The sequence below is a fragment of the Nonomuraea sp. NPDC049400 genome, from assembly GCF_044466425.1.
Classification (GTDB): domain Bacteria; phylum Actinomycetota; class Actinomycetes; order Streptosporangiales; family Streptosporangiaceae; genus Nonomuraea.
In genome coordinates this window covers 64,764-86,090 of sequence record NZ_JBITMP010000028.1, presented here as the reverse complement: position 1 = coordinate 86,090, position 21,327 = coordinate 64,764, and the positions used below count along the sequence as shown (strand labels likewise).

Below are 21,327 nucleotides of genomic sequence, written 5' to 3'. Positions count from 1 at the left end.
CGTCAGCGGCCGCGCTGAATGGCGGCTCACCGGGTCAGGCGGAGCGGCTGACCTCGGGCCGGTAGCTGTACTCGATCCCGGGGCCCGCCCCCGCGTGCTCCCTGAGCCAGACCGTCGCGTCGGCGGCGGGCATGGGCCGGCCGAACAGCCACCCCTGCCCCATGTCGCAGCCCATCTCCGCCAGCCGCATCGCCACCTCGTCCGACTCCACGCCCTCCGCGACCGAGCGCAGCCCGAGCGAGCGGACCAGGTCCACGATCGAGCGGACGATCCGGTCGTCGTCCTCCGACTCGGCGATCCGGCGGACGAACGAGGCGTCGATCTTGACTTCGGACACCGCCAGGCGCTGGAGCCTGATGAGCGAGGAGTAGCCGGTGCCGAAGTCGTCGAGCGCCAACGGCACGCCCAGCGTGGCCAGGGCCTTGATGGTCTCCTGGGTGTAGGCCTGGTCGCCCGTCAGGATGCGCTCCTTCACCTCCAGCTGGATGGCCCCGGGCGGCAGCCCGTGCTCGGCCAGGCCCTCCTCCAGCCGCTCAGGCAGGGCCGAGTCGAGCAGGTCGCGGGCCGAGATGTTGACGGAGATCGGCACCCGCATCCCCGCGTGCCACCAGCGGGCGGCCTGCTCGAGCGCCGCCTCGATGACATGCGCCGTGAGCGGCCGCATCAGGTACGACTGCTCGGCCAGCGGGACGAACTCCGACGGCGCGATCGACCCGTGCACCGGGTGGTGCCAGCGCAGCAGGGCCTCGACTCCCTGGACGGCGCCGGTCTCCAGGCTGACCTTGGGCTGGTAGTGCAGGCGGAGCTCACGGTTGTCGATGGCGCGGCGCAGGTCGCCGAGGAGGTTGAGGCGTTCCGGCGAGTTGCGGTCCTTGTCGGGCTGGTAGAGCTCTACGCCGGTACGACCCTCCTTCGCCAGGTACATGGCCACGTCGGCCCGTTGCAGGAGCAGCTCGAAATCGGGGGCGTGGTCAGGATAGAGCGCGATCCCGACGGAGCCGTCCACGTCGAAGGTCATGCCCTCCAACCGGACCGGCTCGGTCAGCGCCGCGCGCAGCCGCGCCGCGACCTCCCTGGCCGCGTGGGCGTCCCTGATCGAGGGCAGCAGCACGGCGAACTCGTCGCCGCCCAGCCGCGCCACGACGTCGCCCGGCCGTACCGAATGGGTGAGCCTGTGCGCGACCATCTGCAGCAACCGGTCGCCCACCGGATGCCCCATCGTGTCGTTGACCTCCTTGAACCGGTCGAGGTCGAGCAGGAACAGGCCGACCCGCTCGTCCTGCCTGGCCTCGGCCAGCGCCTCCTCCGTGCTGACGATGAGCATCTTGCGGTTGGGCAGGCCGGTCAGCTCGTCGTGCAGGGCCTGGTGGTCACGGCGCATCGAGAGCGTGGCGGTGAAGTAGACGGCCGTGAGGGGAGCGACGAACAGGGGCACCAGCCCAGGCGAGTGCTCCATGACCACGACGACCAGGGGCGCCAGGCCGAGGAGCCCGACGTACACGAGGGCCTGCGGGCCGACCGTGACCTTGAGCACCCGCGCGATCGAGCGCCTCTCGTGCAGCGCGACCGCGCCGCACACGAGGGTGGCCCTGGTGGCGAAGTACGCGACCCCGGCCAGCGCGATCGCCGCCAGATCTCCGCCGCCCGGCACCCATGGCGCCGCCGGGCTCGGCACGATGCCGAACAGCCCCAGCACCACGGCCGCCGCGGTGAGCGCGAGGGTCGACTGCGCGATGTTGAACATGACCCGATGCCACGACTTACGCGTCACCACCCCGTTCATGGCGACGGCGACGGCCTGCATCAGCACCGCGACGGGCAGCCCGAAGTGCAGCAGCACGGCAAAGGTGAACATGGTCGACGGGTACGTGCCGCCCACGGCGGTGGCGGAGGACACCATCACGGGCCTCAGCTCACCAAGGATCACCAGCACCGCCAGCACCCAGAACAGCGACGTGCGGGCCAGCTCCAGCAGTCCGCCGGCGTCCAGCCTGAGCATGGCCACCACGAGCGCGGTAAAGCCGATCACGGTTATGCCCGCGAGGAACGCCCACAGCGGCGTGCCGACGCGTGGTCCGGTGTCGCGGGTGTCGGTTGGGCCAGTCATCGGTAACAGAACCCCCATTAGGTCACTATGGGAGGGTACGACCTTCACCCCACTTCGCGAAACCAAGCGCGTACGTTCCGTCACTTCTCCTTTCCGACATATACCCAGAAACCACCCTCGGTAGCAAACCGCACACACTCCCGGCACACCCCGCCGCCGCTGCATCGAGACGGCGTGGCACCCGGCATCTCGCGCAGTCGGGCATGGCACACGGCGCGTGCCACACGGCCCGTGGAACGCGGCACGTGGAACGCGGCACGTGGAACGCGGCACGTGGAACGCGGCACGTGGAACGCGGCACGTCACGCACGCGGAATCGGCGGGCCAGGCACATCGCACCTGGTGTCGGCACGGTGGCGCGTCTCCTTGAAGCGCCGCACCGGCGGGATGTGGCGTGGCGGACCCCGGCGCCGGTGTGCCATGTGCGAATGCGCCACGCGATGTGCGGCGTGCCGATGCGCGAGTGTGCCACTCGCCATGCCGCACGGGGCCTGCGCCACGTGCGAGCACCGCACCCCAGCGCCGAGAAGGGAGTCACGGCCGCCCGCGTGGGCGGCCGCCGGCTAGGCCTCCGGGGCGATCGCGGCCGCGGCCGCCGCCTCCGGGCCTTCCTTCAGGAGGAGCTCGAACCCGCCCCCGTCCAGGATCGGCACCCCGAGGCTCACCGCCTTGTCGTACTTCGACCCCGCGTTCTCCCCCGCCACCAGGAACGAGGTCTTCTTGGACACCGACCCCGACACCTTCCCGCCCCGGCTGGTGAGCGCGTCGGAGGCCGAGTCGCGGGTGTAGCCCTCCAGCGTGCCCGTCACCACGAACGTCAGCCCCGCGAGGGTCTGCGGCCCCTTCTCCGGCGCGGGCTCGTCCTCCATCCGCACTCCGGCGGCCCGCCACCGTTCGATGATCTCGCGGTGCCAGTCGACGGAGAACCACTCCCGGATCGTCGCCGCCACCCGGGGCCCGATGCCCTCGACGGCGGCCAGCTCCTCCTCCGAGGCGTTCATGATGCGCTCGATCGAGCGCATCTCGTCGGCCAGCGCCCGGGCGGTGGGCGGGCCGATGTGGCGGATGGACAGGGCGACCAGCAGCTGCGCGAGCGGCACCTGCTTGGCCCGCTCCAGCTCCTCCATGAGCTGCAGCGCATTCTGGCTGGGCTTGCCGTCGATGTTGGAGAAGAAGGTGACGACCTTCTGCTCCCCCGTCTTGGGATCGATCTTGGGCAGGCCGGTGTCCTGGTCGCGCACCACCGACTTGATGGGCAGCAGCTGCTCCAGGGTCAGGTCGAACAGGTCGGCCTCGGTGCGCACCACGGGCTCCTGGGGCGGCAGCGGCTGGGTGAGCGCGGTGGCCGCGACGTAGCCGAGCCCGTCGATGTCGAGGGCGCGCCGTCCGGCCGCGAAGAAGATGCGCTCGCGGATCTGGGCGGGGCAGCTGCGCGCGTTGGGGCAGCGCAGGTCGGCGTCGCCCTCCTTCTCGTACGCCAGCTCGGTGCCGCACTCGGGGCAGTGGGTCGGCATGACGAACTCGCGCTCCGACCCGTCGCGCAGCGCCGCCACCGGCCCGACGATCTCCGGGATGACGTCGCCCGCCTTGCGCAGCACCACGGTGTCGCCGATGAGCACGCCCTTCTTGACCACGATGGCGGCGTTGTGGAGGGTGGCCCGCTCGACGGTCGAGCCCGACACCGACACGGGCTCCATCACCGCGTACGGCGTCACCCGCCCCGTGCGCCCGACCCCCACCTGGATGTCGAGCAGCTTGGTGTTGACCTCTTCCGGCGGGTACTTGTACGCGATCGCCCATCGCGGCGCCCGCGACGTGGAGCCCAGCTCCCGCTGCGTGCGGAAGTCGTCGACCTTCACGACCACCCCGTCGATCTCGTACGCGGGATCGTGCCGGTGCACGCGGTAGTGCTCGATGAACTCGTTGATCTCGGTCAGCCCGGGCAGCACCTTGTAGAGATCGCTGACCGGCAGCCCGAACTCCCGCAGCCGGTCGTAGACCTCGGACTGCGCCTTCGGCACGGGCGAGCCCTCCCAGATGCCGATGCCGTGCACCAGCATCCGCAGTGGCCGCTGGGCCGTGATGCGCGGGTCCTTCTGCCGCAGCGTGCCCGCCGCGGAGTTGCGCGGGTTGGCGAACGGCGGCTTGCCCTGCTCGACGAGCTGCTCGTTGAGCTTCTTGAAGTCCTCGACGGGGATGTAGACCTCGCCGCGCACCTCGACCAGGCTGGGGATGTCGTCACCCTTGAGCCGGTGGGGGACTCCCTTGATCGTGCGGACGTTGGCCGTCACGTCGTCGCCCGTGCGCCCGTCGCCACGGGTCGCGCCCCGCTCCAGCTTGCCGTCGCGGTAGACCAGCGCGATCGCCAGCCCGTCGATCTTCAGCTCGCAGAGGTAGGGCCCCGGGTCGCCCTCGGCCAGCCGCTCGGCCCGCTGCATCCAGGCGGCCATGTCGGCCTCGTTGAAGGCGTTGTCGAGGCTCTCCATCCGGTTGAGGTGCTGCACCTTGGCGAAGTCGCCCGACACCGGCGCGCCCACCTTCTGTGTGGGCGAGTCGGGCGTCTGGAGCGTCGGATGCGCCTCCTCCAGCGCCAGCAGCTCCCTGAACCACTCGTCGAACTCGGCGTCGCTAACCGTGGGCTGGTCGAGCACGTAGTAGCGCCAGCGAGCGTCCTCGACCAGCTCGCTCAGCTCGGCATGCCGCTTGAGCGCGGTCACGGGAACGCCCTCCACCTCGGCGCCAGGCTCAGTCACCAGGGTCTCCTCTCGTCCAACACCCTGACCAAACGCTACCGCCGGGCACCGACAAGAACACCTCCTCACCCGCCCTGTGCCCAGACCCCTTCCCAGGTCGAGCACTTGCCGGTGACCGTCTTGGCAGTGCCGCGGCAGACCTTGCCCTCGATGGACAGCATGTATCCGGCCTCGAACGAGAACTCCAGCGGCTTCGTCCCCGAGCAGTTGTGGTACGTCTTGTACCCCTTGCCGCCCGACTCCTTGACCCACCGGAACTTCACCCACGAGCACCCCGCACGCCCCGGGAAGTCGTACAGCTTCCCGCTGACCACGAACCCCGGCCGGTCGTGCACCACCTTCCCCTTGGCCTTGCCCGCCCGGTCGGCCGAGTAGATCGACCCCCAGCTCCACACCTCCGGGTTGGCGGAGGCGAGGGCGGGCGTGGCGGACGCGACGAGGACGGCGGCGGCCACCGCCACAGTGCGAAGAATCATGAACCGGAGGCTACTCAGCCGCCTTGCATCCCGCTTGCGGGGTCGTCCCTGAGCACCTGGGCCGCCTTCCGGCAGGCCGCGAGCGCCGCACGGGCGTACCGTGGCGACGCCCCTGCCAGCCCGCAGGAGGGAGTCAGCACGACCTGCCCGGCCAGCCGATCGGGCGCGAACCCGAGCCGCCGCCACAGGTCCAGCGCCGGCTTGGCGACCACCCCGACGTCCGGCAACCGGGCGTCCGTGCCGGGCACGACCCCCAGGAAGAACGCCAGTCCCGCCTCGACGCACTCCCCGACGGCGTCCTCGTCCCTGCGCCGCAGCAGCGAGGCGTCCACCGACACTCCCCGCACCCCGGCCCTGCGCAGCACGTCGAAAGGCACGGACGGCGCGCAGCAGTGCACGATCGGGCTGTCGAAGGACCGCAGCGACTCCTCCACCCGCCACTCCTCGACGGCGGCGAGCCGCCCGAACCCCGAGGCGGTCGGCACGGTCCCGGCCAGCACCCCGGGCAGCCCGGGCTCGTCGAGCTGCAGCACGATCTCCGTCACCCCGGGCAGCCGCCGCCGCACCTCGGCGCAGTGGTCGGCCACCCCCTGCGCCAGCGAGGCGATCAGATCGCGTACGGCCCCCGCATCCGAGAGCACCTTGTCCCCGTGTTTCAGCTCGATCGACCCGGCCAGCGTCCACGGCCCGCAGACCTGCAGCTTGAGCGGCCCCGAGTAGTCGTGCCCGACCTCCTCGAGCCCGTCGAGGTCCCGCCGGAGATGGTCGACGGCCCGCTGGTGGTCGCGCCCCGGCCGATCGGTCAGCCGCCACCCGGAGGGCTGCACCTCGACGGGCAGCTCGACGAGCATCCCGGCCGTCCTGCCGATCATGTCGGCGCCGACGCCCCTGGCCGGCAGCTCGGGGAGGTACGGCAGCCCCGGCACCTCGCCGAACACGACCCTGATCGCCTCGAGATGATCCTCGCCCGGATGCGACCCGACCCCGGTTGCTTCCCACGTAGACATGAGCACAAGCGTAGGCTCTGCCGGGTGGAGCTGACGAAATACGATCACGCATGCGTACGCGTGGAGAAGAACGGCAAGGTCCTGGTCATCGACCCCGGGACGTTCACCGAGAGCCCGGTGCTCGACGGAGCCGACGCGGTCCTGATCACCCACGAGCACTGGGACCACGTGGACGTCGACAAGCTGAAGGCCGCCTCGCCCGCCCTGGAGATCTACACCTGCGAGGGCGTGGCCGCGGAGCTGACGGACGTGCCGGGGAAGGTCCAGGTGGTACGGCACGGCGACGCGTTCGAGACGGCCGGTTTCCGCGTGCGGGCCTTCGGCGAGTGGCACGCCAAGAACCATCCCGACGTGCCCGTCGTCCAGAACGTCGGCTTCCTCATCGACGATGAGATCTTCTACCCGGGTGACGCGCTGACGGTCCCGGGCGTGGAGGTGCCCACCCTGCTGGTCCCGACCGGCGGGCCGTGGCTGAAGCTGGGGGACATGGTGGAGTATCTCCGCACGGTCCGCCCGGGAAGGGCGTTCTCCACCCATGACGGCTTGTACAACGACGTCGGCCTGGGCCTGGTGGACAACTGGCTGAAGGCGGAGTCGGAAACGCAGAGCGCCGACTTCCGCCGGCTGGCGGTCGGCGAGTCCGCCACGCTCAGCTAGCGGAGACGATCGTCGCCGACCCGATCACCGTGTCGCCGGAGTAGAGCACCGCCGCCTGGCCCGCCGCCACTCCGGTGGCCGGGCGGTCGAGCTCGATGCGGAGGCCGCCGCCGGCCTCCTCGAAACGGCACCCGTACACCTCTCCATGCGCCCGGAGCTGCACGGTCAGATCCTCGACCGTGGACGGGCCGTTCCACACCGGGCTGCCGCACGTGATCGAGGTGACCTCGAGCGCGGAACGCGGGCCGACCGTGACCGTGTTGGACACCGGCTCGATCGACAGCACGTAGCGGGGCCGGCCGTCGGAGGCGGGGCGGTCGATGTGCAGGCCCTTGCGCTGACCGATCGTGAAGCCGTGGGCGCCCTGGTGGCTGCCGACGACCTCGCCGCTCTGGTCGACGATGGGCCCCTCGGCCGCGCCGAGGCGCTTGGCCAGGAAGCCGCGGGTGTCGCCGTCGGCGATGAAGCAGATGTCGTGGCTGTCGGGCTTGTCGGCGACGGTCAGGCCACGCCTGGCGGCCTCCTCGCGAACCTCGGCCTTGGTCGAGCCGCCCAGCGGGAAGATCGCGTGGCTGAGCTGCTCGCGGGTGAGCACGCCCAGCACGTATGACTGGTCCTTGCCCTGGTCGACGCTCCTGGACAACACCCCGTCGACCAGCTTGGCGTGGTGACCGGTGGCGACCGCGTCGAAGCCCAGGGCCAGCGCCCGATCGAGCACCGCCGAGAACTTGATCTTCTCGTTGCACCGCAGGCACGGGTTGGGCGTGCGGCCCGCGGCGTACTCGGACACGAAGTCCTCGACCACGTCACGCTGGAAGCGCTCGGCCATGTCCCAGATGTAGAACGGGATGCCGATCACGTCGGCGGCGCGACGCGCGTCGCGCGAGTCCTCGATCGTGCAGCAGCCCCTCGCCCCCGTGCGGTGGGATTGGGGGTTGGCCGACAACGCGAGGTGCACACCAGTGACGTCGTGACCGGCCTCGGCGATCCGAGCGGCGGCCACGGCGGAGTCGACGCCGCCCGACATGGCGGCAAGCACACGCAGTCCCATGACCATTCCAGCGTACTGTCCTGACGGGAGTGCGCGACCATGGTCGGTATCTGCGAGTATTCAGCCCATGCGACTGTTCGGGCGCAAGGACGCAGAGGAAGAGGCCGGCGACGGGATCGCCGAGTTCTGGGCGTGGTGGCAGGAGGCCAGGCCGGGGCTCGACTCCCTGGTCGCCGAGGGCGAGGTCGAAGGGCTGGAGGAACGGCTCGCCCCGGCGGTCGCCGCGATCCACCCAGGCCTGGTCTGGGAGGTGGCTCCCGGCAAGAACGCCGCGCACGCCCTAGTGGTGACCGCGGCGGGCGATCCCGAGCTGCGCTCGCTCGCGCACCGCTGGGCCAAGGCCGCGCCGCCGCTGGATCTGCTGTGGGAGTTCCATCCGTCACGGCAGGCCAATCCGCAGGCGCTGGAGCTCACCCTCGACGTGGGCGGCTACGAGTTCGCGCTCGACAAGCTGATGCTGGGGCTGCGGGTGCCGAGGGACCAGCCGCGCGTGGACGTGGCCGCCTACCACCCGATCTTCGGCGAGCTCGACGAGGACACCAGGATGGAGGCCACGCTGCTGGCCCTCGACTGGCTGCTCGGCGAGGACGACGTGGCCAGGTGGGTCGGGGAGATCACACCCGCCACGTTCCAGCCGATCGACTCGGTGGCCGCCGCTCACCTGCCCGCCGTGGTCGCCGACCTGGCCTCGGGCTACACCGAGGAGGAGTGGGTGCTGCTCGAAGGGCAGACGGCGAGCGGCGCGCCGCTCGTCGCCACGACCCGCCATCCGCTGCGTCCTGTGGACTATCCGCTGTTCGACCAGCACATCGCGATCACGCTGCCGTACGCGCACCGCGACGAGAACGGCCTGCCGGTCGGCGACTCGCTGACGGCGCTGCGCGACTTCGAGGAGCGCCTGGCCGCGCGGCTGCTCAAGCTGCGCGACGACGCGGTGCTCGCGGCGCACATGAGCGCCGAGGGGCACCGGATCATCCACGTGTACGCCGACCCGACCGGCGACGCGGCGATCCATGCCAAGGAGCTGATCGTGAGCTGGGAGGAGGGCGAGCCCCGGGTGGACGTGGCCGCCGACTCCGCCTGGTCGGCCGTGGTGGCCTTCCTCACCTGAGGTCTGCCCGTCTGCTGAGCCTCCAGCTGAGCTCGCCCGGCTGCTCGTCCCGCGGCTGAGGCCGGTCGGTGGTCAGCTAGGCCCGTCGGTGGTCAGCTGAGGCCGGTCGACCCGTGGCTGAGGCCCGTCGGTGGTCAGCTGAGCCCGGCTCGGCGGGCGCGCTCGACGGCGGCGGGCAGCACCTCGATCAGGCGGTCGACGTCGTCGCGGGTCGAGGTGTGCCCCAGCGTGAACCTGAGCGAGCCCCGCGCCGCCGCCGCGTCGGCCCCCATGGCCAGCAGCACGTGGGACGGCTGCGCCACGCCCGCCGAGCAGGCCGAGCCCGTCGAGCACTCCACGCCCTTGGCGTCGAGCAGCATGAGCAGCGCGTCTCCCTCGCAGCCGGGGAAGGAGAAGTGGGCGTTGCCGGGCAGCCGCGCCGGCGAAGGGTCTGCCTCCCGCAGGTCCGGGTCGCCGTTGAGCACGACGTCGGGGACGGCCTCGCGTACCCGCTGGATGAGCTCGTCGCGCAGCGACGTCAGGCGGCGGCTCAGGGCCTCCTGCTCCTTGACGGCCGTGGTGACGGCGGCGGCCAGCCCCGCGATGGCGGGCGCGTCGAGCGTGCCCGAGCGCACGTCGCGCTCCTGCCCCCCGCCGTGCTGCACGGAGACCGGCGTCAGCCCCCTGGCCAGCAGCAGCGCGCCGACCCCCATCGGGCCGCCGATCTTGTGTCCGGTCATCGTGAGCGCGTCGGCCCCCGAGGCGGAGAACGACACGGGCAGCTGCCCCACCGCCTGGACCGCGTCGGTGTGGAACGGGATGCCGTGATCGTGGGCGATCGCGGCCAGCACGTGAACGGGCTGGACCGTGCCGACCTCGTTGTTGGCCCACATGATGCTGACCATGGCCACGTCGCCGGGGTCGCGCTCGATGGCCTCGCGCAGCGTGTCGGGCTGGACCCGGCCGTACGCGTCCACGTCGAGCAGCTCCACCTCCGCGCCCTGGCTGTCGGCCAGCCACCGGGCGGGGTCGAGCGCGGCGTGGTGCTCCACGGAGCTGATCAGGATGCGCCGCCTCGGACGGCGCGACCAGTAGAGCCCCTTGATCGCGAGGTTGTCGGCCTCGGTGCCGCCCGAGGTGAACACGACCTCGCTGGGCCGCGCGCCGAGCGCGTCGGCGATCGTCTCGCGTGACTCCTCGACCACTCTGCGCGTCCGGCGGCCCGCTGCATGCAGCGAGGATGCGTTGCCGACGCGCTGAAGCTGCTCCGTCATGGCCTCGATCGCCTCGGGCAGCATGGGCGTGGTCGCCGCATGATCAAGATAGGCCGACGGTCTGGTCACCCGATCAGGGTATCTCGTTTGCAACTGTACCGTCCGGACGGTACAGTTACGGACATGCGAAGGGATGAGCTTTTGGACGCGGCGGAGGATCTCCTCTGCGACCAGGGCTCTGCCGCGCTCACCCTGGCCGCCGTGGCGGACCGGGCGGGCGTCAGCAAGGGCGGCCTCCTCTATCACTACGGCTCCAAAGAGGCCCTGATCAAGGGCATGGTGGAGCGCCTGATCGAGGACTTCGACCACCTCGTGGCCGAGCAGCCCGGCGAGACCTACACCGAGCGCTACCTGGGCGCCACGCTGGCCGCCGTCCGCTCCGGACGGCTGCGACGATGGGCCGTGGTCACGGGGGCTTCCGGCAACCTCTTCCTGCTGGCGCCGCTGCGCGACGCGATGGCCCGCTGGCATCGCGAGGAGCTGGACGAGGAGCCGGATCCGCTGGCGTCGCAGATCGTACGGCTGGCGTGTGAGGGGCTCTGGGACGTGGCCAGCCACGACCCGGAGCTGAACACGGAGAACGACCTCCAGGCCCTCGAGTCCCGCCTGAAAACCCTCCTCAAACCCCCCTCCTAACCGGCCCACCCGGCCCCGGCGCTCGGCGGCCTTCCGGCCAAGCCGACCCATGCCAACCGGCCCGGCCCTCGCCTGTCCTGGTCCTGTTCCGGCCCCCTCTGTCCGGCCTGCGCCGGGCTTCGGCTGGACGCGGCTCGGCCTGGCGGACGCTCGGCCTGGCTTGGGCCAGCGCCGGTTCCCGACTTCTGCTTCCGCCTTCCGCCCCGACCGTGGGCACGCGGCCCTGCGCGCCCTCCTGCCTCGGTGGACGCGCCCCCTTCCGCCACTGTGGGGGTGCAGGTCCTCGGGGGTGCGGCGAAGTGGGGCAGTGCCACGCGGCGACCTAGCGGGTCTTTGCGGGCGAAATATCGCGAAAAACTATGACTTTGTGTGAGGTGTACTAATGACCCGCGCCCTGAGGAGTGCTCGTTACGGGGCGATCCTTACGTTCGTGCTCGCCGGCCTGATGGTGGGCACCATGACGGTGCGCATCCCCGCGTTGACCGACAAGCTGAGCCTCTCGGAGTCGACGGTCGGCACGATCCTGCTCGTGTGGGGCCTGGGCGCGTTGGTGACCATGCAGTCCATGCGAAAGGTGATGGCCCGCGCGGGCAGCAGGGCCGTGCTGCGGGTCGGCGGACCGCTCACCGCGCTGGGCCTCCTGGCCGTGGCGTTCGCGCCGAACCTCCCGTTGCTCCTGGTGGCCGTCGCCTTCTTCGGCATGGCGTTCGGCACCGTGGACGTGGCCATGAACGCCCAGGGCTCCACGGTCGAGCGGGCGTTCGGACGGCCGCTGATGAACGGCATGCACGCGGGCTGGTGCGTAGGCGCCATCTCCGCGGGCGCGCTTGGCAGTCTGGCGATCGCCGTGGGGCTGCCGTTCACCGCCAACGTGGCGCTGATCGGGCTGGTCTCGCTGCCCATCATGGTGGTGCTCGGCCGTACGTACCTGCCCGAGCCCCCGGCGACGGGGACCATGACGGAGGCCCGCCGGCGCATGCCCCCGATCGTCTACCTGCTCGGCGCGATCATGTTCTTCGCGTTCATGGTGGAGGGCACCGTTGCCGACTGGAACGGCCTCTACCTGCGGAACGAGCTGGGCGCCCCCGAAGCGCTTGCGGCCCTCGGCTACCCGGTGTTCGAGGTGGGCATGCTGGTCGCCAGGCTCACCGGTGACCGGTTGCGCACGAGGTTCGGCGTCCGCGGCATGCTGACCGTGTCGGGGGTGGCGACGGCGGGGTTCTTCGCGGTGGTGCTGCTCGCGCCGGCGGCGTCGGTGGCGGTGTTCACGATGTTCTTCGTCGGGCTCGGCGTGGCGACGATCTCGCCGCTGACACTGTCGCTGGCGGGCACCGCGACCGACACGCCAGGACCGGCGATCGCCCAGGCAGGAGCCATGGGGTACACCGGTCTGCTGCTCGGCCCCGTGGTGATCGGCTTCCTGTCGGACGCCACCTCGCTGCGTACCGCGCTCGGCATCGGGGTCGTACTCGGCGCGCTGATCGCCCTCGCCTCCCGGCTCCTCCCGCGCAGGGAGCCCACCGCGATCGCCCCGGCTCCGGCCGTCGAACGCGAGCCCATGAAGGTCCCGGCCTGACATTCGTCTCTGTCAGCCGTCATCCCCGGTGCGCCGATCCGGCCCGTACGGAAGCCATCGTCCGGGACGATTCGCGATCTTTCGTCCTCCCCGACGGCCGTCTGGACCCGCTCAAGCTGTTGCGCGAGTTCACCGCCTTCTGGAAGCAGCACGGCGAGACGCTGGTCCGTGGCACCGCCTACCACGAGGCCGCGTGCCAGATCATCCTCATGGCCTACCTGCACCGGATCGTCAACGGCGGCGGCTTCCTCGACAGGGAGTATGCCGCGGGCACCGGACGGCTGGATGTCTACCTGCGCTGGCCGTACGGCGAGGGGCAGGTGCAGCGGGAGGCCATGGAGCTCAAGGTGTGGCGGCCTGATCAGCGGGATCCGGTGGACGAGGGGCTCACTCAGCTCGACCGCTATCTGGACCGGCTTGATCTCGACACCGGCTACCTGGTGATCTTCGATCGCCGTCCTGATGCGTCGCCGATCGAGGAGCGGGTCCGGTTCGATCAGGCCCACACCCCGGCGGGGCGGCAGGTCACCGTGCTGCGGGCGTGAGGTGTGGGCATCGGAGTCGTCGAAGGCGGCGTGATCGCTTACGCACAGGTCGGCTGGCAGGCGTCTCTGGTCGGCAAGCCACTCAACTGAATACAGGTCGAAGACCTGCGCCAAGGCCCCGAGACGGTCTGCTTCAGCGGGTAGTCGCCCGACGAACCGGCGAAGCGGCTTTAGCGGGGGTTGGAGGCCGCCCCAATGTCACAGCTTGATGACCTCGACGCCTGGCATCTCGTCATAGTCCGAGCCCTGCGTGACGACAGGAACCTGGTGTGCGATGGCTGTGGCGGCGATCCAGCTGTCGTTGATGGGCGCCTTGCGTCCGGCGGCTCGTAGCCGGGAAACCAGCAAGGCCCACGCGTCGGAGACGGCCTCGTCGATCGCGATCGGCTCGAAGCGTCCGGCGAGTTGATAAGTGGTGAGTCGGCGGGCGGACGTGTCGGGATCGCGAGCCTGGAGCACCCCGAGCCTGAGCTCACCGAGCGTCACCACCGACACGCCCCACGCATAGTCCGCGAACCGACTGGCGTCGAAGCGCTCTGCTTCCAATCCGATGAAGATTGACGTGTCAGCCAATGCGCGCTTGCGCTCTACCACGGCAAATCGTCCGTCGTCTCGACGAGAGTCTCCCGTAGTTCGTCCGCCAAGCCGGTCGTGTCGACGCCGAGACGGGTCAGTTCGGTGCCGATTTCCACTGCGGAAATCCAGCGACGACGACGAGAGATTGGAATGATCTTCGCAACTGGTCGATTGTCTCGGAGAACTTCAATCTCCTCGCCGGATTCAACGCGCCGCAGCACCTCAGCGGTGTTGTTGCGCAGTTCTCGGGCAGGAATTGCGGTCATACCACAACTGTAGGCGACTTGCTACAAGCGTAGCAACGCCTTCCCTCTCTTCGCGTGCCCCTCGCGAACGCAATCGGCCGACGGATCGGCGACGCGGCTTTGGGTGGGGGTTTGGGGGGCCGCGCCCCCCCAAAGTCACAGCCCGAACCTCTGGCGCGAAGCGCCTCGTCGCGAGGGACCGCGCCTTTGAGCTGGGGGTTCGGGGGGCCGCGCCCCCCGATGTCACAGCCTGAGCTCTATGCGCGAAGCGCTGTCCAGCGAAGACCGTGCCGTTGCCCCTGGGGCCCACTTGCCCCCTACTTGCGCTTGTTGACCTCCTCGGTGAGCTGCGGCACCACCTGGTGCAGGTCGCCCACCACGCCATAGTCGGCCAGCTCGAAGATCGGCGCCTCCGGGTCCTTGTTGATCGCCACGATCGTCTTGGCGGTCTGCATGCCGGCCCGGTGCTGGATGGCGCCGGAGATCCCCGCCGCGATGTACAGCTGCGGCGACACGGTCTTCCCCGTCTGCCCCACCTGGAACTGGTGCGGATACCACCCGGCGTCCGTGGCGGCGCGTGAGGCGCCCACGGCGGCGCCGAGGGAGTCGGCCAGCTGCTCGATGATCGAGAAGTTCTCGGCCGAGCCGACGCCGCGCCCGCCGGAGACCACGATCGCGGCCTCCGTCAGCTCGGGACGGGCGCCCTTCTCCTGCTTGACCCGCTCGACCACGCGGGCCGCCTTGGCGGCGTCGGACAGCGTGACCGACACCTCCTCCTCGGTCCCGGCCCCGGCTGAGGGCTCCGGGGTGGTCGAGTTGGGGCGTACGGCCACGATCGGCGTGCCCTTGCTCACCTTGGACTGCACGTTGACGCCGCCGCCGAAGATGGACTGGTCGGCCACGAAGCCCTCGCCCAGGCCCACGGCGTCGGTGATGACCCCGGAGTCGGTCTTGATGGCGAGGCGGCCGGCGGTCTCCTTGCCCTCGGGCGTGGCGGCCACGAGCACGGCGGCCGGCGACTTGTCGGCCACGAGCTGGGCGAGCAGTTCGGCCTTGGGCGCGACCACGTACTCCACGATGTCACTCGACGGCGCGACGTAGATCTTCTCAGCGCCGTACTCGGCCAGCCTGGCCTTGGCCTCCGGCGTGATGCCGGGGCCCGCCCAGACGGCGGCGGGGGTGCCGAGCGCGCGGGCCAGGGTCAGCAGCTCGAGCGTGACCTTCTTGACCTCGCCTTCGACCTGCTCGACGAGAACGAGAATCTCCGACATTTCTGTAAATACTCCCGTTCTCAGATGAACTTCTTGGACGCGAGGAATTCGGCGGCCTTCGTGCCACCGTCGCCCTCATCCTTGACGATCGTGCCGGCCGCGCGCGGCGTGGCGGCGGCGAAGTCGACGACCGAGGACCACGCGGCGGCCAGACCCACGTGGGCGGCGTCGATGGACGCGTCGCCGATGGCCAGCGTCTCGACCGGCTTCTTCTTGGCGGCCATGATGCCCTTGAACGAGGGGTAACGCGGCTCGTTGATCTTCTCGACCACGGAGACGACGGCCGGCAGCGTGGCCTCGACCTTGTCGTAGCCGTAGTCGGTGATGCGCTGGATCGTGATCGAGGCGCCGTCGACGTCGACCTTGTTGGCCAGCGTGAGCTGCGGCGCGCCGAGGCGCTCGGCCAGCATCGCGGCCAGCACGCCGGTGCGCGCGTCGGTGGACTCCGAGCCCAGGACGACCAGGTCGAACCCGATCTTCTTGAGCACCTGCGCCATCGCGTACGAGGTGGACAGCGCGTCGGAGCCGTGCAGCGCGTCGTCGCTGAGGTGGACGGCCTTGTCGGCTCCCATGGCCAGCGCCTTGCGGATGGTCTCGGTGGCCTTGCCGGGCCCCATGGTGAGCACGGTCACCTCACCACCGTGGGCCTCCTTGAGCCGCAGCGCTTCTTCGACCGCGTACTCGTCAAGCTCGTTGACCACGCCGTCGGCGGCGTCGCGGTCGAGCGTCTTGTCATCGGACCGCAGCTTGCGCTCGGTCGCAGTGTCGGGGACCTGCTTCACGCAGACGACGATGTTCATGGCCGGCGGCCGACCTCCCGTGTTCGCGTGCGCCACCGCCTCGTTGCGATGGACGCCGAATGCAATGCTGTCCAGACTGCCAGGTGCCCGTCGGGCCACCGACAGAGGGTGTGCCTCAGTTTTCCGCGAGTCATGTTACCCATGAGTAGCTTAACCGCAAACCTACAGGTACCAACTATACAGAACTTTGTTCGGTCTAGGCTGACAGCAAGAAGACGACCCCCACCACCAGCGCCGTGCCGGCGAACAGCACCAGCGTGAACGTGCTGACCATCGCCGCCAGTCCGAAGCACAGCCCCACGGCGCCCGCCACACTGGCCAGGTCGGCGATCAACCGGCTGCGCCGGTAGGGGCTGTGCGAGAACAGCGCCACCCCGGCGTCGGACACCACGGCCAGCGCGTACGCCGCCAGCAGGAACAGCGCAACCTCGGGCAGCGGCTCGCGGGCGGCGGCGGCCAGCAGCGACACGAACAGCCCTGAGCCGATCAGCCAGCGTCTGCGTACCTTCTCCCGGTGTCTGGCCCTCGACTCCTCCACCGACCTGCGATGCCGCTCCTTGCCCGGCCGCCACTCCCTGGTGGCCATGTCGTCGGCGGCCCGCACCTCTCGGGGCGGGACCTCGCGTACGTGGGAGACGGGCTCGACACCGAGCCTGGCACAGAGCTGCGCGGCCGTCGGCCGCGCGGACGGGTCGGTGGCCAGGCACTCACGTAACAGCGGCGCCAGCCACTCTGGAACGCCCTCCAGATCGGGCGGGTGATGCACCACCCGGTACGCGACCGCGGAGGCGGGCCCCCGCCCGTACGGCTGCCGCCCGGTCGCCGCGTAGGCCAGTGTCGCCCCTAAGGAGAACACGTCGGCCTCCATGCCCGCGCTCTTGCCCTCCAGCACCTCGGGGGCCAGGTAGCCGGGCGTGCCCACCACCGCGCCGGAGGCCGTGACCGACAACGAGTCGAGCGCGCTGGCGATGCCGAAGTCGATGACCACGGGCTCGCCCTCGGCCATCATCACGTTGGCCGGTTTGAGATCGCGGTGCACCACCCCGGCCTCGTGCATGGCGAGCAGCGCGTCGGCCAGACCGGAGGCCAGCGTGCGCAGGTCGGCGACGGGCACGGGCACGGCGCTGAGCGGGCGGCCCTGGACGTAGCGGGTCACGAGGTAGGGTCTGGCGCCCTCCAGCGAGGCGTCGAGCACCTCCGCCACGTGCGGCCCGCCGACCCTGCGCATGGTCTCCACCTCGCGCCCCAGCCGGGCCAGGGCCCCGCCGTCGGCGGCGACGTGAGGGTGGAGCACCTTGACCGCGACCGTTCGGCCCTCGGCGTCGAGCGCGAGGTGCACCTCGCCGAACCCGCCCGCCCCGAGCCGGGAAAGGAGCTCATATGGGCCGAGGCGCTCGCTCATACCCTCATCTCTCCCCCCGAGAGCCCGCGGGGACACTCAGAACCAGGACGTCAGGAATCCCAATCCGAGGTCTTTGAGCAGACTGTCGATCATTCCGGTGATCAGGCCGATCGTGCTCTGCTTGGCGTCGCTCGCCAGGTCGTCGAAGACCGACTCCGGTGCCCGCCACGGATACCACACCGGGTCCTGCCCCAGCGCGAACATCACCGCGAACAGCGCCGCCGTGCCCACCACCACGACCGCGACCAGCGCCGCACCGGGGCTGCGCAGCACGCCGGTCAGCGAGCGGGTGACGGCCTTGCGCGGCGCGCCGCCGCCCGGCAGCACGAACAGGCCCGCCACGAAGGCACCCGCCGCGAACGAGGCCGCCTCGTTGAACCCCATTTGGCCCACCCAGCGGAGCGCGCCCCAGACACACAGGCCGAACAGCAACGCCAGCGGCACGTGCACGACCGTCATGAGCGCGGACTTCACCAGCGCCCAGGGCGTGCCGGCCACCGCCAGCAGCGGATCGGCCGAGCTGCTCCCGCGTATCTGCCGCCGTTTGGCCAGGTCGCCGAAGAGGTATTCGCCGAGGCGCAGCACCAGGGCGAGCGCGACGGCGACCGCGCCCACCATGACCGGCATCATGACGGTCAGCGCCACCAGCGTGACCAGCAGCAGCAGGCCCACGAACTGGCTGCCGAACAGGTATCTCTTCCGCTCGGCCGGCGGCTGGTAGCGGGGCGGCGGCGTATGTGGCCTGGCCTGCGACGGCGCCGTCGGCGGCGGCGCCGGGTAGCCGGCGACCCGCTGGTCGGGGCGCGGCATCGGCGGCCTGGCCGCGACCGGTGCGGGCACGTAGGGTGGCGGCCTCTCCTCCCGGTATGGCGGCGGCCTCTCCTCGCGGTACGGGGGCGGCCTCTCCTCCTTGTGCGGAGGCGGCGCGGGCCTGCCGTACTCGACCGGCGGCAGCAGGTCGGAGAACGTGTCCATGGTCCGGGTGCCGCCGCCCATGCGCTTGGTGCCCGTCGGCCCGTCGGCGGAGGCCTCGTCGAAGGAGTTCTCGTGGAACGTGGTCACCGAGGGATCGAGCGCCCTGGCCATCCGCAGCAGCTCCTGCGCGCCTGGCCGGGTCGCGGGATCGACCCTGAGCGCCCTGCCGAGCCAGCCGCGCAGCCACGCGGGCGCCTTGTCGAGCTGCGCCCGCCCTTCCATGATGTTGAAGCAGACCGCCTCGAACGTCCCCGTGCCGAACGGCGGCGCGCCGGTGGCGGCGAAGAACACCGTCGAGGCCAGCGCGTGCACGTCGGCCGCCTGCGTGATGTCGGAGTCGCGGATGATCTCGGGCGCCAGGTAGCCGGGCGTGCCCACGAACATGCCGGTCTGCGTCAGCCTGGTCGCGTTCACCAGGTGGGCGATGCCGAAGTCGATGACCAGCGGCTCGCCGTTGACCAGCATGACGTTGGACGGCTTGAAATCGCGGTGGATCACGTCGGCCGCGTGGATGGCCACCAGCGCCTGGCAGAGCCCCTGGGCGAGCCTGATGACCTCGCGCGCTTCCAGAGGACCTTCCTCCAGGACGGTGTCCTCCAGCGTGCGACCCGGCGCGAAGCGGGTCACGACGTACGGCTGGCCGCCCACGAGCTCGGCGTCGATGACCTCGGCGACGTGCGGGCTCCGCACCCGGCGCATGGTCTCGACCTCGCGGGTGAGCCGGTCGCGCGCCTTGAGGTCGGCGGCCACGTGCGGGTGGAGGACCTTGATGGCGACCTCGCGACCCTCGCCGTCGAGACCGAGGTGGACGACCCCCATGCCGCCCTCGCCGATCTTCCTGACCAGACGGTACGGGCCGAGGCGGTCTGCTGCCTGGGTGTTCATCGCCACCTTCCCCGCGTCATCCCCCGGAATTCCCCCTCAGACCTTCTAGCTGCTCGACCACTGGATCGACGTTCAGCGGAGTCCATACGGCCCCCCTTGGCTTGTCCCCGAACGTGCCGGCAGCGAGGATCAGCGAGAGCGCGGCGCCCGCCGCGAGGACTCCCGCCATCACCATCGCCGCTGTCCTCGAGGGTACGAGCGATGAGAGCGTCCTGCGCATCTGTTTGCCAGGACCCTCCACTCCCGGACCCGCGCACACGGTCCACAGCGCGACCGCGGCGCCCCAGGCCAGGGCATTGGACGGGTCCATTCTGGCCACCACGGTGAGCAGCAGGGTCACCGGCAGGCCGAGGATGAGCGCGTAGAGGACCAGCGCCAGCGTGATGCCCACCGACTTGGCCAGCGCTTGAGGATGGGCGAACACCTTGACCACGTCGGCGGCCGCCGCCCCCGCGGCCCGGCGGGCGGCGAGCTGGGGCTGGGCCAGGTCGGCCGCGCGCAGCAGGATCGCCGCCGGGATCGCCAGAACCGCGACGACCACGGGCGCGAGCACCGCGGCCACGATCATCAGGACGAGCAGCATCGCGCTCGCCACGCCGTACGCCTTGGAACGCTGCAGCCCGTTGACTGACGGGACCGCCGGAACGTACGGCTCGGGCTGCGGGTATTGCGGCGGGATGTACGGGGGCGGCTGGAGCGGGCTCGGCGCGGGCCTGGCGTAGTCGGGCAGGGCGGGACCCGCGCCGTGGCCCTGGGCATGGGGGACCGGCGCGTTCGGCACCGGCGTGTGGAGCCTGCCGTAGTCGGGCGACTCGGGACGCACCCGCTTGGTCGGCACGTCGCCCTCGCCGGGCGGGGCCGCGAGGCCGTGGTTGTTGGCCGGCTGCTGCTGCCAGGGCGGGGTCATCCCGCTCTCGCGCTGGATCCGCCGCAGCTCCTCGGGCGTCACCCTGCGGGTCGGCCACGGGTCGGGCTGGTTGGGCAGGAGCGAGACGTACTCCTGCTCCTGCGGCGGCGCGACCGGCTGCTCCTGCGACTCGAGCAGGCGCTTCGGCGTCACCGGCGGCGTGGAGATGTCGTACGACGGCTTGTCCTGCACCGGCGCGAGGTCGGGCACGACCTCCTTGGGGCGCGGGACGGTCAAGATGTCGTCGGGCGAGACACCCTTCGGCTCGGGCAGGATCCTGATGGTCTTCGCGGCCAGCTCCGCCGCCCTGGGGCGCTTGTTCGGATTGCGCTGGAACGCGGCCTTGAGCAGCGGCTGCAGCTCCGCGGGGGCGGCACTCACGTCGGCCTTGCCCGCGGTGATGTTGTAGAAGATCATCTCCAGCGTGCCCTTGCCGAAGGGCGGCAGGCCGGTCGCTGCGAACAGCAGCGTGCCCGCCCACGCGTGGATGTCGACCTCGGGACCGGCCTCCTGCCCCTCGATGATCTCGGGGGCGAGATAGCCGGGCGTGCCGATGAACATGCCGGTCTGCGTCAGCCGCGTCGCGTCCACCGCCTGGGCGATGCCGAAGTCGATCAGGACGGGCTCGCCGTCGAGGATCAGCACGTTGCCCGGCTTGAGGTCGCGGTGGATCACGCCCACCGAGTGCACGGAGTCCAGCGCGGACGCCACCCCGTGCGCGATCCTGACCAGCGCGGGCAGGTCGAGCGGCCCGTCGTCCTTGACGATCTCGTCGAGGGGGCGGCCGGGGACGTAGCGGGTGACGATGTACGGGCGATGACCGGTGACGTCGGCGTCGAGCACCTCGGCGATGTATTTGCTCCGCACGCGCCGCATCGTCTCGACCTCACGCGAAAGCCGCCGCCTGGCGACCTCGTCGCCGGCGACCTCTCCGCGCAGGACCTTGACCGCCACCTGCCGCCCCTGGGGGTCGACAGCAAGGTGGACAACGCCCATCCCGCCTTCACCTAGCCGCCTGAGCAGCCGGTAAGGGCCTAGTCGGTCATCGTTCATGGCATGAAGCACCATACCGGCTTAATCCCCGCCCACGAGAT

Annotated in this window: 18 protein-coding genes; 5 read left to right on the top strand and 13 right to left on the bottom strand. The window is 70.7% G+C overall.

Annotation, left to right across the window (positions count from 1 at the left end):
* Positions 1-34: 34 nt before the first annotated feature.
* From ACIBVN_RS35905 to ACIBVN_RS35890, 4 genes are all read right to left on the bottom strand, one after another.
* Positions 35-2,107: a putative bifunctional diguanylate cyclase/phosphodiesterase gene (locus tag ACIBVN_RS35905; protein ID WP_397144193.1), complete on the bottom strand. Its 2,073-nt coding sequence runs from the start codon at positions 2,105-2,107 to the stop codon at positions 35-37.
* Between the two features lie 563 nt (positions 2,108-2,670).
* The gene (ligA, locus tag ACIBVN_RS35900) at positions 2,671-4,863 is read right to left on the bottom strand and encodes an NAD-dependent DNA ligase LigA (protein ID WP_397144293.1); all 2,193 of its coding nucleotides are present in this window, start codon (positions 4,861-4,863) and stop codon (positions 2,671-2,673) included.
* Between the two features lie 62 nt (positions 4,864-4,925).
* Positions 4,926-5,336 (bottom strand): hypothetical protein, encoded by a 411-nt coding sequence (locus ACIBVN_RS35895; protein WP_397144191.1) that lies wholly within the window; start codon positions 5,334-5,336, stop codon positions 4,926-4,928.
* A 14-nt stretch (positions 5,337-5,350) separates the two neighbouring features.
* Complete coding sequence (locus tag ACIBVN_RS35890; RefSeq protein WP_397144189.1) at positions 5,351-6,343, bottom strand: methionine synthase; 993 nt, start codon at positions 6,341-6,343, stop codon at positions 5,351-5,353.
* Between the two features lie 24 nt (positions 6,344-6,367).
* Between ACIBVN_RS35890 and ACIBVN_RS35885 the strand changes: the two genes are divergently transcribed.
* On the top strand, positions 6,368-7,000 hold the full coding sequence (locus ACIBVN_RS35885) for an MBL fold metallo-hydrolase (protein ID WP_397144187.1): 633 nt from the start codon (positions 6,368-6,370) through the stop codon (positions 6,998-7,000).
* On the opposite strand, the gene mnmA is transcribed toward ACIBVN_RS35885, so the two are convergent.
* Positions 6,993-8,051: a tRNA 2-thiouridine(34) synthase MnmA gene (gene mnmA, locus ACIBVN_RS35880; protein WP_397144185.1), complete on the bottom strand. Its 1,059-nt coding sequence runs from the start codon at positions 8,049-8,051 to the stop codon at positions 6,993-6,995. The genes ACIBVN_RS35885 and mnmA overlap by 8 nt on opposite strands.
* Positions 8,052-8,118: 67 nt before the next feature.
* Between mnmA and ACIBVN_RS35875 the strand changes: the two genes are divergently transcribed.
* Entirely contained in the window at positions 8,119-9,162 is a 1,044-nt protein-coding gene (locus ACIBVN_RS35875) for a DUF695 domain-containing protein (RefSeq protein WP_397144183.1), read from the top strand.
* Positions 9,163-9,296: 134 nt separating this feature from the next.
* Here the strand turns inward: ACIBVN_RS35875 and ACIBVN_RS35870 are convergent, their stop codons facing one another.
* Positions 9,297-10,484, bottom strand: a complete 1,188-nt coding sequence (locus ACIBVN_RS35870; protein ID WP_397144181.1) for a cysteine desulfurase family protein — start codon at positions 10,482-10,484, stop codon at positions 9,297-9,299.
* Positions 10,485-10,538: 54 nt separating this feature from the next.
* Between ACIBVN_RS35870 and ACIBVN_RS35865 the strand changes: the two genes are divergently transcribed.
* The 3 genes from ACIBVN_RS35865 (at position 10,539) to ACIBVN_RS35855 (ending at position 13,172) form a co-directional block, all read left to right on the top strand.
* A complete protein-coding gene (locus tag ACIBVN_RS35865) occupies positions 10,539-11,051 on the top strand; it encodes a TetR/AcrR family transcriptional regulator (protein WP_397144179.1) in 513 nt (170 codons plus the stop codon).
* Positions 11,052-11,433: 382 nt separating this feature from the next.
* A complete protein-coding gene (locus ACIBVN_RS35860) occupies positions 11,434-12,627 on the top strand; it encodes an MFS transporter (RefSeq protein ID WP_397144177.1) in 1,194 nt (397 codons plus the stop codon).
* A 119-nt stretch (positions 12,628-12,746) separates the two neighbouring features.
* Positions 12,747-13,172, top strand: coding sequence for a hypothetical protein (locus ACIBVN_RS35855; RefSeq protein WP_397144175.1), 426 nt, complete (start codon positions 12,747-12,749; stop codon positions 13,170-13,172).
* A gap of 198 nt (positions 13,173-13,370) precedes the next feature.
* Here ACIBVN_RS35855 and ACIBVN_RS35850 read toward each other — a convergent pair whose 3' ends face one another.
* The 7 genes from ACIBVN_RS35850 to ACIBVN_RS35820 form a co-directional block, all read right to left on the bottom strand.
* The gene (locus tag ACIBVN_RS35850; RefSeq protein ID WP_397144173.1) at positions 13,371-13,766 is read right to left on the bottom strand and encodes a type II toxin-antitoxin system VapC family toxin; all 396 of its coding nucleotides are present in this window, start codon (positions 13,764-13,766) and stop codon (positions 13,371-13,373) included.
* A complete protein-coding gene (locus tag ACIBVN_RS35845) occupies positions 13,760-14,014 on the bottom strand; it encodes a type II toxin-antitoxin system Phd/YefM family antitoxin (protein ID WP_397144171.1) in 255 nt (84 codons plus the stop codon). Before ACIBVN_RS35845 ends, ACIBVN_RS35850 begins: the two co-directional genes overlap by 7 nt.
* A gap of 296 nt (positions 14,015-14,310) precedes the next feature.
* A complete protein-coding gene (locus tag ACIBVN_RS35840; RefSeq protein WP_349450796.1) occupies positions 14,311-15,264 on the bottom strand; it encodes an electron transfer flavoprotein subunit alpha/FixB family protein in 954 nt (317 codons plus the stop codon).
* Between the two features lie 20 nt (positions 15,265-15,284).
* Complete coding sequence (locus tag ACIBVN_RS35835; protein WP_397144168.1) at positions 15,285-16,064, bottom strand: electron transfer flavoprotein subunit beta/FixA family protein; 780 nt, start codon at positions 16,062-16,064, stop codon at positions 15,285-15,287.
* 196 nt (positions 16,065-16,260) lie between these two features.
* A complete protein-coding gene (locus ACIBVN_RS35830) occupies positions 16,261-17,466 on the bottom strand; it encodes a serine/threonine-protein kinase (protein ID WP_397144166.1) in 1,206 nt (401 codons plus the stop codon).
* A 36-nt stretch (positions 17,467-17,502) separates the two neighbouring features.
* Entirely contained in the window at positions 17,503-19,326 is a 1,824-nt protein-coding gene (locus ACIBVN_RS35825; RefSeq protein WP_397144164.1) for a serine/threonine-protein kinase, read from the bottom strand.
* 16 nt (positions 19,327-19,342) lie between these two features.
* The gene (locus ACIBVN_RS35820) at positions 19,343-21,286 is read right to left on the bottom strand and encodes a protein kinase (protein WP_397144162.1); all 1,944 of its coding nucleotides are present in this window, start codon (positions 21,284-21,286) and stop codon (positions 19,343-19,345) included.
* Positions 21,287-21,327: the final 41 nt, after the last annotated feature.